Here is a 15,543-nt window from a genome sequence, read left to right as displayed (position 1 = left end):
CGCCAGAGAGGCGATTTGTTATTCAAAGATGAAATAAAAAACAAAAAATACCTCTTAGGGGGTTGCCAAGCCGGGGCAGAGAATGCTGGGGAGATGCAAAGATGCCTTGCCAGTACCATTTTTAGGCGATGAAAAATAAATTGTTTAAAATCATTGCATTAAAAAATCAGCATTTATGTTTCAGCTGAAACCTGGTGTAAAGCAACGCTGCCGGAGGACTCAAATTTTTGTAGTAAAATTACATTCACAATCTGCAATTCTTGATCGGAGTCAATTTTGACGATCTGGCCCTTTGTTATGATTTCCACAGGCAAAACATCAGGTACATGAGAATTGAAAGCAGAATCTCCCTTTGATTGTCTCAAGCCAGAAGCCATCGCTGCACTGGCAGAAGATATCACCTATGCCAAGGCCACCAAGCCTGCATACAAGGTCATCCCCCTGGCCATCACCGCAGGCGCTTTCATCGCCATTGCTTTCGTCTTCTTCATCACGGTGACTACCGGTGCCGGCAATGTGGCCTGGGGCCTCAGCAAGCTGGTCGGCGGTCTCTGTTTCGCACTGGGTCTGATCCTCTGCGTGCTGCTCGGTGCCGAGCTGTTCACCTCCACCACCCTGACTCTGGTGGCCAAGGCGGCCAACCGCATCACCTGGGCCCAGCTGTTCAAGAACTGGGGACTGGTCTACTTCGGCAACCTCATCGGCGGTCTCATCATCGTCGGCCTCATCATCATGTCGGCCGAGTACATGGCGGCAGATGGTCAGTGGGGTCTGAACGCCCTCAAGGTGGCCCAGCACAAGATCCACCATACCTTCTTCGAGGCCCTTGCCCTCGGTATCCTCTGCAACCTCATGGTGTGTCTCGCCGTGTGGATGGCGTTCGGCGCCCGCAGTGCGACCGACAAGGTGATGGTCATGCTGCTCCCCGTCGCCATGTTCGTGGCCTCCGGTTTTGAGCACAGCATCGCAAACATGTTTATGATCCCGGTCGGTATCGCTATCCATGCGGTAGCAGGCCCGGAATTTTGGCAGGCCATCGGCCAGGACCCGGCGACCTTTGCCGACCTGACCGTATCCAACTTCGTCCTACACAACCTCATTCCCGTCACCATAGGTAATATCATTGGTGGTGGCGTCATGGTTGGTCTGACTTACTGGTTTATCTTCCGTCGTCATCATTAAGGATGATTGCGGGATACTACATCAATACCGTGTGAGGTAATGAAAATGGCAGAACTTAACGAACAGTTCCAAAAAGCATGGGAAGGCTTCGCGGCCGGTGAATGGCAGACCTCTGTCAACACCCGTGACTTCATCCAGAAGAACTACACCCCGTATGAAGGTGACGAGTCCTTCCTGGCTGGCGCGACCGAAGCTACCACCAAGCTGTGGGACAAGGTCATGGAAGGCATCAAGATCGAGAACCGCACCCACGCGCCGGTCGATTTTGATACCGACCTGCCCTCCACCATTACCGCTCACGATGCCGGCTATATCGATCAGAGCCTGGAGCAAATCGTTGGTCTGCAGACCGACAAGCCGCTCAAGCGCGCCATCATCGCCAACGGCGGTATCAAGATGGTCAAGACCTCTTGCGAAGTGTACGGTCGTCAGCTGGACCCGATGGTCGAGAAGATCTTCACCGAGTACCGCAAGACTCACAACCAGGGCGTGTTTGACGTTTACACCAAAGACATCCTGAACTGCCGCAAGTCCGGCGTCATCACCGGTCTGCCGGATGCCTACGGCCGTGGCCGTATCATCGGTGACTACCGTCGTGTTGCCCTGTACGGTATCGACTTCCTGATGGCCGACAAACTGGCCCAGTTCAAGTCCCTGCAAGCTGACCTGGAAAACGGCGTCAACCTGGAAGCCACCATCCGTCTGCGCGAAGAGATCTCCGAGCAGCACCGTGCCCTGGCACAGATGAAGGTAATGGCTGCCAAGTACGGTTGCGATATCTCCGTACCGGCCAAGAACGCCAAAGAAGCCGTCCAGTGGACCTACTTCGCCTACCTGGCGGCAGTCAAGTCCCAGAACGGTGCCGCCATGTCCTTCGGTCGTACCTCCAGCTTCCTGGACGTGTACATCGAGCGTGACCTGAAGAAAGGCCTGATCACCGAGCAAGAAGCCCAGGAGCTGATGGACCACATGGTCATGAAGCTGCGTATGGTTCGCTTCCTGCGTACCCCGGAATACGATTCACTGTTCTCCGGCGACCCGATGTGGGCTACCGAGACCCTGGCTGGTATGGGCGTTGATGGCCGTACCCTGGTCACCAAGAACAGCTTCCGTATGCTGAACACCCTGTACACCATGGGCCCGTCCCCTGAGCCGAACCTGACCATCCTGTGGTCCGAGAAGCTGCCGGTCGGTTTCAAGAAGTACTGCGCCAAGGTATCCATCGAGACCTCTTCCGTTCAGTACGAGAACGACGACCTGATGCGTCCGGACTTCAACAACGATGACTACGCCATCGCTTGCTGTGTGTCCCCGATGATCGTCGGCAAACAGATGCAGTTCTTCGGTGCCCGTGCCAACCTGGCCAAGACCATGCTGTATGCAATCAACGGCGGTATGGACGAGAAGCTCAAGATCCAGGTCGGTCCGAAAACCGAAATGGTCAAGTCCGAGTACCTCGACTACAACGACGTGATGGATCGTCTGGATCACTTCATGGACTGGCTGGCCAAGCAATACGTTGCCGCGCTGAACATCATCCACTACATGCACGACAAGTACAGCTACGAAGCCTCTCTGATGGCGCTGCACGACCGTGACGTATATCGCACCATGGCGTGTGGTATCGCCGGTCTGTCCGTAGCCGCTGACTCCCTGTCTGCCATCAAGTTCGCCAAGGTCAAGCCGGTTCGTGACGAAGATGGCGTTGCCATCGACTTCGAAATCGAAGGCGAGTACCCGCAGTTCGGTAACAACGACGCTCGCGTCGATGACATCGCCTGTGACCTGGTTGAGCGCTTCATGAAGAAAATTCAGAAGCTGAACACCTACCGTGGTGCCGTGGCTACCCAGTCCGTGCTGACCATCACCTCCAACGTGGTGTACGGCAAGAAGACCGGTAACACCCCGGATGGCCGTCGCGCTGGTGCGCCGTTCGGCCCGGGTGCCAACCCGATGCACGGTCGTGACCAGAAGGGTGCCGTTGCTTCCCTGACTTCCGTTGCCAAGCTGCCGTTCGCTTACGCCAAAGATGGTATCTCCTATACCTTCTCCATCGTGCCGAACGCGCTGGGTAAAGACATGGAAGCCCAGAAAGCCAACCTGGCCGGTCTGATGGATGGTTACTTCCACCATGAGTCCAACCTGGAAGGCGGTCAGCACCTGAACGTCAACGTGATGAACCGTGAAATGCTGCTGGACGCCATGGAAAACCCGGAGAAATATCCGCAGTTGACCATCCGCGTATCCGGTTATGCCGTTCGCTTCAACTCTTTGACCAAAGAGCAACAGCAAGACGTCATCACCCGTACCTTCACCGCTTCTCTGTAATAGAGTCTCGGTGAACAAAAACCGGCGCCAAGGCGCCGGTTTTTTTATGCCTGATAGTCAGGGAGCATCGACCTGAAAACCTGCCGGCAAGGCCGGCACTGCCCTCCTCTCATCCCACCTTGTTCAGGGCCGCTCTCCTGCCGCCAGACGGCGATTGATGTCGGCGATGACCGGGGCGATATCCGCCAGGGTGTCGATCACATAGTGTGCCCCCGCCGCCCGCAGTTTGGCCCCGGCCGGGGCGCGCCGGGCGGCGATCTCCGCCTCGCTCATGGCGGTAAACGCTTCCCAGGTGGCACCGAACTCGTTGCCGGAGACCGACAATCCCACCGTCCACATGCCCGCGTTCAACCCTTCGCTGATACCCGGCACGGCGTCATCCACCTTGATGCAGCGATGCACGGCGCTTATTCCCAGCTCAATCACGTTGGCCAGCGCCATCCAGGGGCCGGGGCGACCACCCGCTTTGAGATCGTCAGTGGCAACCCAGTGATCCGGCCGATAGCCTTGAGCGGCCGCCGCAGGCACCAGCGCCGCCATCACCGGACGGGGGTAACCGGAGCAGGAGCCGATTTTCATCCCCAGCCCCCGCAGAGCCTCCAGCACCGACAGCACTCCGGGGATGGGGTCGGCGAAGCGGGTCACCGCGGCAATCTGCAGCGGCATAAAGGTGTGATAGAGGTGGTCCACCTCGGCGTGGCTCATGGGGTGCCCAAAGCGAGCCTGCCAGCGCGCATCCACCGAGGGCAGACGGCCCAGCGCGGCGATATGATCCCACTTGCCCAGCCCCATGGGCTGGCGCGCCTCATCCAGGGTCACAGGGAAGTCATAGGCGCGAGCGAAGGCCTCGACGAAGATGGAGGTGGGAGCAAAGGAGCCGAAATCGACGACGGTGCCGGCCCAGTCGAGGATCAGCGCCTCTACGTCGGTGGCCGGGTCGATGGCAGTCTGCAAGTCAGTCATGGTGGTGTTCCTGTTTCGGTGAAAGTGCGAGCTCGCCAAGGGCGCGATCGAGAATGGAAATGGCGCGCACCAGATCGGCGCGAGCGATATTGAGCGGCGGCGAGAGCTGGATAACGTTGCCCTGAGAGACCTTGAAGCTGAGCCCCAGCTCCAGACAACGGTAGAGCAGCCGCTCGGCGGCCTGGCTATTGCGGGTACGACTCCGGTGATCGACCACCAGATCGAGCGCCCAGAGCAAACCGATGCCGCGTACCTGCCCGATCAGCGGGTGGCGCTCGGCCAATTTGCCGAGCTCGGCCGCCATAAAACGGCCATCCTCCCGCGCCTTTTCCAGCAGCCCCTCTTCACGAAGGGTGGCGATGGTGGCGAGTGCCGCCGCGCAGCCGATGGGGCTCTTCTCGTGGGTGTAGTGACCGAGCGAGATGGCTGCGGCCTGATTGAAACGGTCGCGGGTGATGAGCGCGGCAAACGGCACCACCCCGCCCCCCAACCCCTTGCCCAGACAGATGATGTCGGGCTCGATGCCGAACTCCTCGAAGCTGAACCAGTGGCCGGTGCGCCCCATGGCATTGGGGATCTCGTCGACGATCAGCAGCACCTTGTGGCGATCGCAGATCTCCCGCACCCGCTGCCAGTAGGCCTTCGAGGGCACCTGCACGTCGGTGTTGCGGATCGGCTCGGCGATAAAGGCGCCGACACCTCCCTCCTTCTCGATGACGTACTCCAGATAATCGGCGTAGTGCAGGTCACCCCCCTCTCCGCGATACCAGACGCCGCGATAACGGGTGGGCGGCGGGATGCGCTCCACCCCGGCCATCAGCGGGCCCATGCCGGCGCGAAAGCAGGCCTCTCCGCCGACCGAGATGGCATCGAGAGAGGCGCCGTGAAAAGCATCCCAGAGGGACACCACCTTGCTATTGCCGGTGATGAAACGGGCGAGCTTCAGGGCAATCCCCACCACCTCGCTGCCGCCGGGGGCGAACAGCACCCGGTTGAGATCGCCGGGGGCCAGTTCGGCCAGAGTGCGGGCGCAGTCGATGGCCACCTGATGGGTGTAGCGGCGGGGCGCGAACGGCAGATCGGCGAGTTGCTGCTGCACTGCGGCCACCACCCTGGGGTGACCGTGACCCAGCTGATGGACGCTGTTGCCGTGAAAATCGAGGTAACGCGCGCCCGATACGCTGGTCAGCCAGCTCCCCTGCGCCCCCTCAAGCAGATCGAGACAGGGGGTGGAGAGCGCCTGATGGAGAAAGTAGCGGCTATCCTCCGCCAATCCAGCCTGCACCGCCTCGCGCTGACCCTCCCACCAGCGCGCCCGACCCTCGCCAAGGTTGATATCCCCTTCGCTGTCGGCGCGGCCACTGCCGTGCAGCTTATGGTCGTGCTGAACGCAACCGTGAGGCGCTTGGCTCGTCATCGCGCGCCCCCTTGCCAGTAGCAGGCGCTGGCCATGGCGGCGAGCAAGGAGCGCACCCGCTCTGGGGTCACATCGCCGATATTGCCGATACGGAAACAATCGGCTTGCGAGACCTTGCCCGGATAGATGACAAAGCCCTGCGCCTTGAGCCGCTGGTAGAAGTCGGCGAAGCGGTAGTCAGTGTGGGCCGGAGAGTAGAAGGCGGTGATGATGGGAGACTGCCACTGCTCGGGCAGCAGCGGCGCAAAGCCGAGGGCAGCCATGCCATCCACCAGGGTGCGCTGATTGTCGCTGTAGCGCCGATGGCGGGCGGCAATGCCCCCCTCTTCGTCCAGCTCGCGCAGGGCCTGTGCAAAGGCGAGTACGGTATGGGTGGGCGAGGTAAAGCGCCACTTGCCCCCCTGCTGCTCCATGGTCTGCCACTGGGCATGCAGATCGAGGGAGACCGAGCGGGCGCGTCCGGCGCAGGCCGCCAGCGCGGCGCGGCGAGCGATGACGAAACCAAAGCCCGGCACCCCCTGAATGCACTTGTTGGCAGAGCTGATGAGAAACTCGATGCCAAGGCGCCCCATATCGATGGGGATGCCGCCAAAGCTGCTCATGGCATCGACGATCAGGCGAATGCCGCGGCGCTGGCAGAGCGCAGCCACCTCCTCAAGGGGGTTGAGCATGCCGGTGGTGGTCTCGCAGTGGACCATGGCCAGATGGGTGATCTCGGGGTGGCGCGCCAGCATCGCCTCGATGGCGGCAGGCTCGGGGCGGGTCGTCTCGCCGCAGTCGAGCTCATGGTGGCGCAAGCCAAGGCAGCGAGCCATCTCCCCCATGCGGGCGCCGTAGGCGCCGTTGTTGATGATCAGCAGACGCTCATCGACACCTATCGCCGAGCCCAGCACGCTCTCCACCACATAGCTGCCGCTCCCCTGCAGCAGCACGGCGCTGTAGTCGCTCTCATATTCCGGGCCGGTGGCGAGGCGCACCAGCTCGCGGCGGATGGGCTCGACCACACCCAGGTTGTAGTCCGCATCCCAGGTGCAGCTGTCTTGCAGCATGGCGGCGCGCACCGTGGTGGTGGTCGAGAGGGGGCCCGGGGTCAGCAGCAGGTAATCGACGGCGGCGGGGGCCGCAGGAATATGGGTCATGACTTCGCTCCTTTTGGTATATACCAGAATGAGCGCATTGTGGGTAACTGCCCCGCCAAGGTCAAAGGGGTGGCGCTACGTGCAACAAAAAATTCATTTTCAGCGCCGGGATCGCGATAATCTAGGAGGCCTCAACAGCAGGACCAATTCTGGTCTCTACCAATGTAGTTAAGCACCTGTATTTAGCGACTAGGCCGACGACCAGCCCGGTGCCCAACTCATTGCACAATCAGGGATTTTCATGAGCAAACCGCAATATCTGCAGATCAAGGATGCCCTCGCCAACCAGATCCTGGCGGGGGGTCTGGCCCCCAACGACAAGCTTCCCTCCGAGCGGCTGCTGGGGGAACTCTATGGCACCACTCGGGTTACCATCCGCGAGGCACTGGTGCAGCTGGAGGCCAACGGCCTTATCTATCGGGAGGATCGTCGCGGCTGGTTCGTCACCCCGCCGCGTTTCAGCCTCAACCCCAGACGCACCTCCAACTTTCACCAGATAGTGCGGGAGCAAGGGGGTGAGCCGCGCACCGAGCTGCTGGAGAAAAGCCGCCAGGCAGTGCCGCCCGCGTTGATGGCGCAGTTGCAGCTCAAGCCGTTCGACAGCCTGTTTCTGCTAAAACGGTTGCGCTACGCCAACGGGCGCGCCATCTGCTACTGCGAGAACCACTGCCTGCCAGAGCGGGTGCCCGGCCTGCTGGAGCTGGATCTCAACGGCAGTCTGACCGAGATCTACCAGGCCCATTACGATCTTCACTACGCCCGCATGCAGGTGCGTTTCTTCCCTACCGCCCTGCCGGACGAGGTGGCCAAGGCGCTGGGGGCCACCGCCGGCCTGCCCGCCCTGCGCCTCGAGCGACTCAACTTCGATCAGCACGGTCGGGTGCTCGACTTCGATCTGGAGTACTGGCGCCACGACAGTCTGGAGATCGAGGTGGATACCCAGGATTAGTCGCGGACAAATCAGGAACAGCAAAACGTCACGGGGCTGTCACGGTCACGTCATAAAAGTCCCCTAGCCTCTCTCTCGACCAATCTGGTTTATACCAAGCCAACTTATATGGAGAAGAGGATGAAACAGGGAACCCATCTGCTGGCCGCCGCCGTGCTGGCCACCACGACAGCCCCGGCACTGGCCGCCACCGATCTCACCGTCTACACCGCCTTCGAACCGGAGCAGCTCGGCGAGCTGAAAACCGCGTTCGAGCGCCAGCATCCGGATATCAACATCAAGTGGGTGCGTGACTCCACCGGCGTGGTCACCGCCCGCTTGCTGGCGGAAAAAGCCCAGCCCAAAGCGGATGTGGTATGGGGACTGGCGGCTACCAGCCTGATGCAGCTCGATCAGCAGCAGATGCTCAATGCCTATGCACCGAAAGGGCTGGATAAGCTCGACAGCCGCTTTCGCGACAGCAAGGCTGAGCCGCACTGGATCGGTCTGGACGCTTTCTTCAGCGCCATCTGCTTCAACAAGGTAGAGGCGGAGAAACAGGGGATCCCGGCACCCACCAGCTGGGCCGACCTCACCAAGCCCATCTACAAGGGCAAGGTGATCATGCCCAACCCCAGCTCCTCCGGCACCGGTTACCTGAGCGTCGCTGGCTGGCTGCAGACCATGGGTGAGAAGCAGGGCTGGCAATTTATGAACGGCCTGCACCAGAACATCGACCGTTACACCCACTCGGGCTCCGCCCCCTGCAAGCTGGCCGCCAGCGGCGAGACGGTGATCGGTATCTCCTTCGACTTCCCGGCTACCAGCCTCAAGGCCAAGGGAGCCCCCATCGAGGTGGTGTTCCCGAAAGAGGGCTCGGGCTGGGATATGGAAGCCGCCGCCATCATCAAGGGCACCCCCAAGCTGGAGGCCGCCAAACAGCTGCTCGACTTTGCCGCCACCGAACAGGCCAACACCCTCTACAACAAGTCGTTCGCCGTGGTCGCCATCCCGGAGGTAGCCAAGCCCAGAGCCGGCTATCCCGCCAACATCAAGGGCCAGATGATCGACAACGACTTTGGCTGGGCTGCCCGCGAGCGCAACACCATCCTGGCCCAGTGGAGCGCCAGCTTCGACGGCAAGACCGAAGCCAAGCAGTAAGCGTGAAGGGCGGCGGTTTGTTCACGCCCCACACACAGCCACCAATAAACTGCCAGTCGAAGGCCAACAGCTGTTGGCCTTCGCTTTTTGGTTTTAACTTCCCGAGTTTGTATTGCCTTCAATTAGCGACGCTTCGCCCATCCACACAGGGCCCAACTACTTGCTGGCGACCCGATGTCATTTGACTGTCATCAAGCTGTCATCCCCCGATCACCTGACCGTCACACTTTGCTCGCAAACTGGTATATACCAAATCAGTAGCGAGTCGAACCATGACCCAGCCCTATCTGGACATTCAACATCTCAACAAGCAGTTCGGTGCTTTTCAGGCCCTCAAGGGGATCTCTCTGACCATTGAGCCGGGGGAGTTTATCTGCTTTCTCGGCCCCTCCGGCTGCGGCAAGACCACCTTGCTCAGGGCCATCGCCGGGCTGGATCTGCCGGACAGCGGCGAGATCTGGCAAGGGGGGCGCAATATCTCCCGGCTGCCGCCCCAGCAGCGCGATTTTGGCATCGTGTTTCAGTCCTACGCCCTCTTCCCCAACCTGACGGTGGCCCAGAACATCGCCTTCGGCCTTGAGAATCAGGGGCTGGCGCGGGACCTCATCAAGGAGCGGGTCGATCACTGGCTGGGGCTGGTGGATCTCACGGCCCAGTCCCACAAATACCCGAGCCAGATCTCCGGCGGCCAGCAGCAGCGGGTGGCGCTGGCCCGGGCGCTCGCCCTCTCCCCCGGTTTGTTGCTATTGGACGAACCGCTCAGCGCGCTGGATGCACTGGTACGCACCCACCTTCGCAGCGAGATCCGTGCCCTGCAACAGCGCCTTGGCATCACCACCATCATGGTGACCCACGATCAGGAAGAGGCGCTGACCATGGCCGATCGCATCGTGGTGATGGAGGGTGGCCGCATCGTGCAGGTAGGCACCCCGCAGGCGATCTACCACCAGCCTGCCAGCCGTTTCGTGGCAAGCTTCGTCGGCACCATGAACTTCCTCGACACCCTGGTGCTCAGCCCCACTCAGGTGCGCCTCAACGAACAACCGCTGCAACTCGCCAACCGGGCAGCGGCCGGCAGCAAATTGCAGGTGGCGATCCGCCCCGAGGCGATCACCCTGAGTGCACCGAGCGAGCCGTATCTTGGGCAGCATGGCGTTGAAGCAACCATCGATCAGGTGGAGTTTCTCGGCGCCGCCCAACGCCTGATCTGTACCGCCGACACCTATCTGGGCCCGCAGCAAATTCTGGTGGAGCGCCCGACCCACGAGCTGCCCCGCCACCAACAGGGTGGCTGGCGCAGCGGCATGCGCTGCTCGCTGCACTGGCCCGCCGGGGCGATGCAGCTGTTTGAAGGAGAGCGCCCATGACAGCCCCCTTCGCGACTTCCTCCCTGTTGCCGCCAGCGACAGCCCGGCAAGACGCCCGCTGGCAGCGGCTCTGTCGCGGCTGGAGCCGGGATCAGCTGCTGCAACTGTTCCTGCTTGCGCTCGGCATCGCCCTGCTGGTGGGGGGGCTCTTGCTGCCGCTGCTCACCATGCTGCAAAAGAGCCTGCAGGATGAGAACGGGCTCTGGGTGGGCCTTGCCAACTTCAGCGCCTACTTCGACTCCCCTCATCTGGGGCGCACCATCGGCAACACCCTCTGGCTCGGGGTACTGATCACCGCGCTGGTGGTGACCATCGCCTGCGGCTACGCCTATGCCCTCACCCGCACCTGCATGCCGGGCAAGAGTCTGTTTCGCCTCATTGGCCTTATTCCGCTCCTGATGCCCTCCCTGCTGCCCGCCATCAGCCTGGTCTACTGGTTTGGCAATCAGGGGATCGCCAAGGGGCTGCTCGGCGGCGAGAGCATCTACGGTCCCATCGGTATCGTCATCGGTCTTGGCTTCTGGTGCTTCCCCCACGCCCTGATGATCCTGATCACGGCGCTCGGTCAGAGCGATGCCCGCCTCTATGAAGCCTCCCGGGTGCTGGGCAGCAGCGGCTGGCGCACCTTTGTCACCGTCACCCTGCCCACCGCCCGTTATGGCCTGCTCAGCGCCGCCATCGCCGTCTTCACCCTCACCATCTGCGACTTCGGGGTGGCCAAGGTGATTGGCGGCCAGTACAGCGTGCTGGCCACCGATATCTATCGACAGGTGATCGGGATGCAGAACTTCTCGCTGGGCGCCGTTGCCAGCGTCACCCTGCTGCTGCCGGCGCTCTTGAGCTTTGCGCTGGAGCACAGGGTACGCAGCAAGATGCAGGAGCAGAGCAGCACCAAGGCGGTGCCCTATCAGCCCAAACCCCATCGGCTGCGGGATCTGCTGGCGCTCGGCTGGTGTACCCTCTGGGCCCTGCTGTTTCTGGCGCTGGTGGGGATGGCCGTTTACGGCTCTCTGGTACAGTTCTGGCCCTACAACCTCGCTCTGACGCTGGATCACTACGCCTTTGACAGCAACAGCGTCTACGGCTGGCAGCCCTTTACCAACACCTTGCAGCTGGGCCTCTATACCGCGCTTATCGGCACCGTGCTGGTGATGGTGCTAGCCTGGGCACAGGAGAAGGGGCGCCACTTTGCATGGCTTCGCCAGTTGCTGCATCTGCTCGCCATGCTGTCGCTGGCGGTGCCCGGCATGGTGCTGGGGCTGGGTTACATCTTCTTTTTCAACGGTAATCCGCTCTTTGGCGGCCTCTACGGCACTCTCTATGGCACTCTGCCGCTGATGGTGCTCTCCTGCGTCATCCACTACTACACCGTGGGTCATCTGACGGCGCTGACCAGCCTGAAACAACTGCCCAAGGAGCTGGAGCTGGTGGCCATCTCATTGCGCATTCCGCTCTGGAAGGCGTTCTGGCGGGTCACCCTGCCCGCCTCCCTGCCCGCGCTGCTGGAGATCTTCATCTATCTGTTCGTCAACGCCATGACCACCACCTCGGCGGTGATCTTCCTCTATTCGAGCGACAGCGTGCTCGCCTCCATCGCCGTGCTCAATATGGAGGATTCCGGCGATACCGCCGCGGCCGCCGCCATGGCCACCCTGATCCTGCTGGCCGCCGCCACCGTCAAGCTGCTCCAGCTCTTTTTGAGCCGCGCCCTGCTAGATCGCACCCAGCGCTGGCGCCACCCATAACCTTGTCGAGGAGTCATCATGTCCACTCTCCCCTTCTGGCTGGCCGAGGCGCTCGCCGCCGAACAGCCCGCGCCGCCTAACCCCCTTGTCGGCAACCACGAGGCCGATGTCTGCATCGTCGGCGGCGGCTTTACCGGGCTGTGGAGCGCCATCGCCCTTAAACAGGCCGAGCCACGCTTGCGCATCCTGGTGCTGGAAAAAGATCGCTGCGGCAGCGGCGCCTCCGGGCGCAACGGCGGCTGCCTGCTCACCTGGTCGGCCAAATACCTGACGTTAAAGCGCCTCTTTGGCGAGCAGCAGGCCGCCTGGCTGGTGCAAAGATCCGAGCAGGCGGTGCACGAGATCGCCCGCTTCTGCGCAGCTCACAACATAGAGGCGGAGCTGAGGGTCGAGGGCACCTGCTACACCGCCACCAGCGAGGCCCAGCGCGGCCTGATGGAGCCGGTATTACGGGAGCTACAGCGAGCCGACCTTAACCAGTGGCAGGCGATTGAAGAGGATGAACTGGCGAGTCAGAGCGGCTCCCACGTTCATCTGGAGGGGCTCTACAGCCCCCACGCGGGCTCGGTGCAACCGGCGCTCTTGGTGCGCGGCCTGCTGCGGGTGGCGCGGGAGCTGGGAGTCGAGGTCTATGAGCACTCCCCCATGGAGCGCCTTGAGGCGGGCCAGCCTGCGCGGGTGCAAACACCGCAAGGTGAGGTGCGTGCCCGCAAGGTGGTGCTGGCCCTCAACAGCGCCATGGTTGCGCACTTTCGCGAGTTTCGCCGCAGCATAGTGCTGGTCTCCTCCGATATGGTGATAACCGACCCCGCGCCGGATGCACTGGCCGCCCAGCAGCTTGAGCACGGCCGCTCCGTGGTGGATGGCCGCACCTTTGTCCATTACTACCGCACCACCCCGCAAGGGCGGCTGATGCTCGGCAAGGGGGGCAACACCTTCGCCTTTGCCAACCGCCATCTGGCCGAGTTCGATGCCCCCAGCCGTTATCTTGCCCCCCTCACCCGCACCCTGCGCCGCTTCTTTCCCGCGCTCAAAGATGTGCCCATCGCCGCCAGCTGGTGCGGCGCCTCCGACCGCTCGGTAGATGGCCTCCCCTTCTTCGGCCACTGGCGAGGGCAGCCCAATATCGTCTATGGCCTCGGCTATTCCGGCAACGGGGTGGCCCAGAGCTGGATGGGCGGCCAGATCCTGGCGGCCCTTTTGAGAGATGAGGTGCGAGAAGCAGACAAGCCGTGGCGCGAATGCGCGCTGGTCAGCGGCCCGCGCGGCTACTTCCCGCCCGAGCCATTTCGCTGGCTGGGCGCCATGGCGGTGCGCAGCGCCATCCGGCGCAAGGAGCAGGCAGAGGATGAGAACCGGCCGGTGGCTTGGTATGACAAACAGCTGGCCAAACTTGCCGATGCCGCTGGCAAGGCGGACAAATAGGCGCCTTCGTCCAGCACTTAGGAAGGAGCCAGAAAGCCGAAGGGGCAGGAGAGTGATGACTCCCCTGCCCCTTCGCAGTTGGTACGGCTCGCAGCTGGCCTGATAGACAGGCCTGGCGTTAGCTGGCCCAGGTAATGATGTGATCGATCCAGTCGCCGGCATCCACCTCGTGCACCACCTTGCCACGCACCGACTGACCAGCCTGGTGCATGGCGCTGCGGCTGCCGGTGATAAGCGGATGCCACTCAGGCAAGCTCTGCCCCTCCGCCAGCAGGCGATAGGCACAGGTAGAGGGCAGCCAGTCATATTCGGCAATCTTGTCGTGAGTGATCTGCAGGCAGTCCGGCTCTTTTTTAAAGCGGTTGCCGTAGTCGGAGCACTGGCATGTAATGACCCACTGAAATCCTGCTCAGGTCATAATGAGTGGAGATCACAGACATGAGCATCACGATGGACGAAGAAATCAAACGTTGGACGGCCAAGCGCAAGTCCGCCTTGGTCATGGAAATCATTCAGGGCAAGACCACCGTCGCCGAAGCGGCTCGAGCCTTTGATTTGCCGCCCTCCGAGATTGAAGAATGGGTAGATGACGCCAAACGGGGCATGGAAAACGCCTTACGGGCCAAGCCACTGGATATTCGCGAGCAGTACGAGAAGCAGCTCAAGGAACTCCAGGAAGCTTATGGCGAGGCCATGCTGGAGTTACGCGCCAGAAAAAAGCTGGCCTCCCTGCTGGGCGAGGACGACAGATAGTCGCCGATGTTCAGCAGGGATTACGCGCAGAAGGTATTGATGTCTCCGTCAGCAAGCTCTGCCGCTGGTTTGGCCTGCCGCGTCGTAGTTGGTACTACCGCAGCGTCAAGGCCGCGCCCAAGCTTCAGGAGCATCTGGTCACCCCGATCAAAAACATGATTGAGGAGAACCCATCGTTCGGTTACCGGACGGTTGCAGCCCTGTTGGGGTTCAACAAGAACACGGTACAGCGCATCTTCCAGCTCAAGGGCTGGCAAGTTCGCAAGCGTCCGGTTGGGTTTCGCCCCCGGATCCAGGCCCTGCCTTCGGTGGCCTCAGCGCCCAACCAACGCTGGGCGACGGACCTATGCCGGATCTGGGCTGGTCGCGATGGCTGGTGTTCCTTGGCGCTGGTGATTGATTGCCATACCCGTGAACTACTGGGATGGCATCTCTCGCGCAGTGGTAAATCGAAAACGGCCGAGGCAGCGCTGGAGCAAGCCTTAATTGCTCGCTTCGGCAGCTTGGGACGAGTTGCATCGCCGTTTTTGTTACGTAGCGACAATGGGTTGGTGTTTACCAGCCGCAACTACACAGCACTGGTGAAGAGCTATGGGTTGCAGCAGGAGTTCATCACGCCGTACACGCCGGAACAAAACGGCATGGTCGAGCGGGTGATCAGAACGCTCAAGGAGCAGTGTGCCCATCGGCAGAGGTTCGAGACCTTGCAGCATGCCAGTCGGGTGATTGGCGACTGGATCCAGTTTTACAACCAGAAGCGTCCTCACCAGGCGCTAAAGATGAAAACACCGGCGCAGGCCTATGCCGAAGCCGCTTAGTTGTGCAGGAACGGCTGGGTCATTACAGGCAGGTCTTGGTATTGAGCAGGTTGCAGGCCACGTTGGTGAACACCAGCTCCTCGGTGTCCTCGTCGATAAGCTTGTTCAGGCAGCACTTGCCGCAGCCGTCGCACAGGGATTCCCACTCCGTCATGGTCATCTGTTGCAGGCTTTTTACCTGCCAAAAGGGGGTGTTCTGCACGGGTTCACTCTGCTGCATAAAAGTTGGCTCACTCAATACACTGACAAGCGCGTGGTTATACGCCCTATGGCCCGATTTTTCAAGGTTGGCGGAAGAGCCTTGCTCGCCTACTCAC

At 61.4% G+C, this 15,543-nt stretch carries 12 protein-coding genes and 2 pseudogenes; 9 read left to right on the top strand and 5 right to left on the bottom strand.

The genetic code is table 11. From position 1 onward, the window contains the following. The first annotated feature begins 333 nt into the window (after positions 1-333). Both focA and pflB read left to right on the top strand, forming a co-directional pair. Positions 334-1,182: a formate transporter FocA gene (gene focA, locus ACPW75_RS07110; RefSeq protein WP_011705812.1), complete on the top strand. Its 849-nt coding sequence runs from the start codon at positions 334-336 to the stop codon at positions 1,180-1,182. A 45-nt stretch (positions 1,183-1,227) separates the two neighbouring features. Continuing rightward, positions 1,228-3,510: a formate C-acetyltransferase gene (gene pflB, locus ACPW75_RS07105; protein ID WP_016350517.1), complete on the top strand. Its 2,283-nt coding sequence runs from the start codon at positions 1,228-1,230 to the stop codon at positions 3,508-3,510. Between the two features lie 123 nt (positions 3,511-3,633). Here the strand turns inward: pflB and phnX are convergent, their stop codons facing one another. The 3 genes from phnX to phnW are packed head-to-tail and all read right to left on the bottom strand — an operon-like array spanning position 3,634 to position 7,029. Beyond that, on the bottom strand, positions 3,634-4,473 hold the full coding sequence (gene phnX, locus ACPW75_RS07100; RefSeq protein WP_077096511.1) for a phosphonoacetaldehyde hydrolase: 840 nt from the start codon (positions 4,471-4,473) through the stop codon (positions 3,634-3,636). Beyond that, complete coding sequence (locus ACPW75_RS07095; protein WP_077096512.1) at positions 4,466-5,890, bottom strand: aspartate aminotransferase family protein; 1,425 nt, start codon at positions 5,888-5,890, stop codon at positions 4,466-4,468. The genes phnX and ACPW75_RS07095 overlap by 8 nt, the downstream gene beginning before the upstream one ends. Further along, the gene (gene phnW, locus ACPW75_RS07090; protein ID WP_077096513.1) at positions 5,887-7,029 is read right to left on the bottom strand and encodes a 2-aminoethylphosphonate--pyruvate transaminase; all 1,143 of its coding nucleotides are present in this window, start codon (positions 7,027-7,029) and stop codon (positions 5,887-5,889) included. Before phnW ends, ACPW75_RS07095 begins: the two co-directional genes overlap by 4 nt. A gap of 241 nt (positions 7,030-7,270) precedes the next feature. Here phnW and phnR point away from each other — a divergent pair, with 241 nt between their 5' ends. The 5 genes from phnR (at position 7,271) to ACPW75_RS07065 (ending at position 13,655) form a co-directional block, all read left to right on the top strand. Then, positions 7,271-7,978, top strand: coding sequence for a phosphonate utilization transcriptional regulator PhnR (gene phnR / locus ACPW75_RS07085; protein ID WP_029303195.1), 708 nt, complete (start codon positions 7,271-7,273; stop codon positions 7,976-7,978). Positions 7,979-8,098: 120 nt separating this feature from the next. Beyond that, positions 8,099-9,118, top strand: a complete 1,020-nt coding sequence (locus ACPW75_RS07080; RefSeq protein ID WP_077096514.1) for a putative 2-aminoethylphosphonate ABC transporter substrate-binding protein — start codon at positions 8,099-8,101, stop codon at positions 9,116-9,118. 272 nt (positions 9,119-9,390) lie between these two features. After that, on the top strand, positions 9,391-10,485 hold the full coding sequence (locus ACPW75_RS07075) for a putative 2-aminoethylphosphonate ABC transporter ATP-binding protein (protein WP_077096515.1): 1,095 nt from the start codon (positions 9,391-9,393) through the stop codon (positions 10,483-10,485). After that, on the top strand, positions 10,482-12,230 hold the full coding sequence (locus ACPW75_RS07070) for a putative 2-aminoethylphosphonate ABC transporter permease subunit (protein WP_077096516.1): 1,749 nt from the start codon (positions 10,482-10,484) through the stop codon (positions 12,228-12,230). The genes ACPW75_RS07075 and ACPW75_RS07070 overlap by 4 nt, the downstream gene beginning before the upstream one ends. An 18-nt stretch (positions 12,231-12,248) precedes the next feature. Next, entirely contained in the window at positions 12,249-13,655 is a 1,407-nt protein-coding gene (locus ACPW75_RS07065; RefSeq protein WP_190283618.1) for an FAD-dependent oxidoreductase, read from the top strand. A 118-nt stretch (positions 13,656-13,773) separates the two neighbouring features. On the opposite strand, the pseudogene ACPW75_RS07060 reads toward ACPW75_RS07065, so the two are convergent. After that, positions 13,774-14,043: pseudogene (locus ACPW75_RS07060) on the bottom strand (YcgN family cysteine cluster protein); the annotation flags it as partial. A 50-nt stretch (positions 14,044-14,093) separates the two neighbouring features. On the opposite strand from ACPW75_RS07060, the gene ACPW75_RS07055 reads away from it, so the two are divergent. Beyond that, on the top strand, positions 14,094-14,408 hold the full coding sequence (locus tag ACPW75_RS07055) for a transposase (protein ID WP_039026396.1): 315 nt from the start codon (positions 14,094-14,096) through the stop codon (positions 14,406-14,408). Next, positions 14,405-15,226 carry an IS3 family transposase gene (locus ACPW75_RS07050; protein WP_039026397.1) on the top strand — a complete coding sequence of 274 codons (822 nt, stop codon included), beginning with the start codon at positions 14,405-14,407 and terminating at the stop codon, positions 15,224-15,226. Before ACPW75_RS07055 ends, ACPW75_RS07050 begins: the two co-directional genes overlap by 4 nt. 28 nt (positions 15,227-15,254) lie before the next feature. Here ACPW75_RS07050 and ACPW75_RS07045 read toward each other — a convergent pair. After that, positions 15,255-15,446, bottom strand: a pseudogene (locus ACPW75_RS07045) (YcgN family cysteine cluster protein); the annotation flags it as partial. Positions 15,447-15,543: the final 97 nt, after the last annotated feature.

This window comes from Aeromonas sp. FL131 (assembly GCF_049860615.1).
Classification (GTDB): Bacteria; Pseudomonadota; Gammaproteobacteria; order Enterobacterales; family Aeromonadaceae; genus Aeromonas; species Aeromonas hydrophila.
The sequence above is the reverse complement of the archived record's forward strand: the minus strand, read 5'-3'. Positions and strand labels throughout refer to the sequence as shown.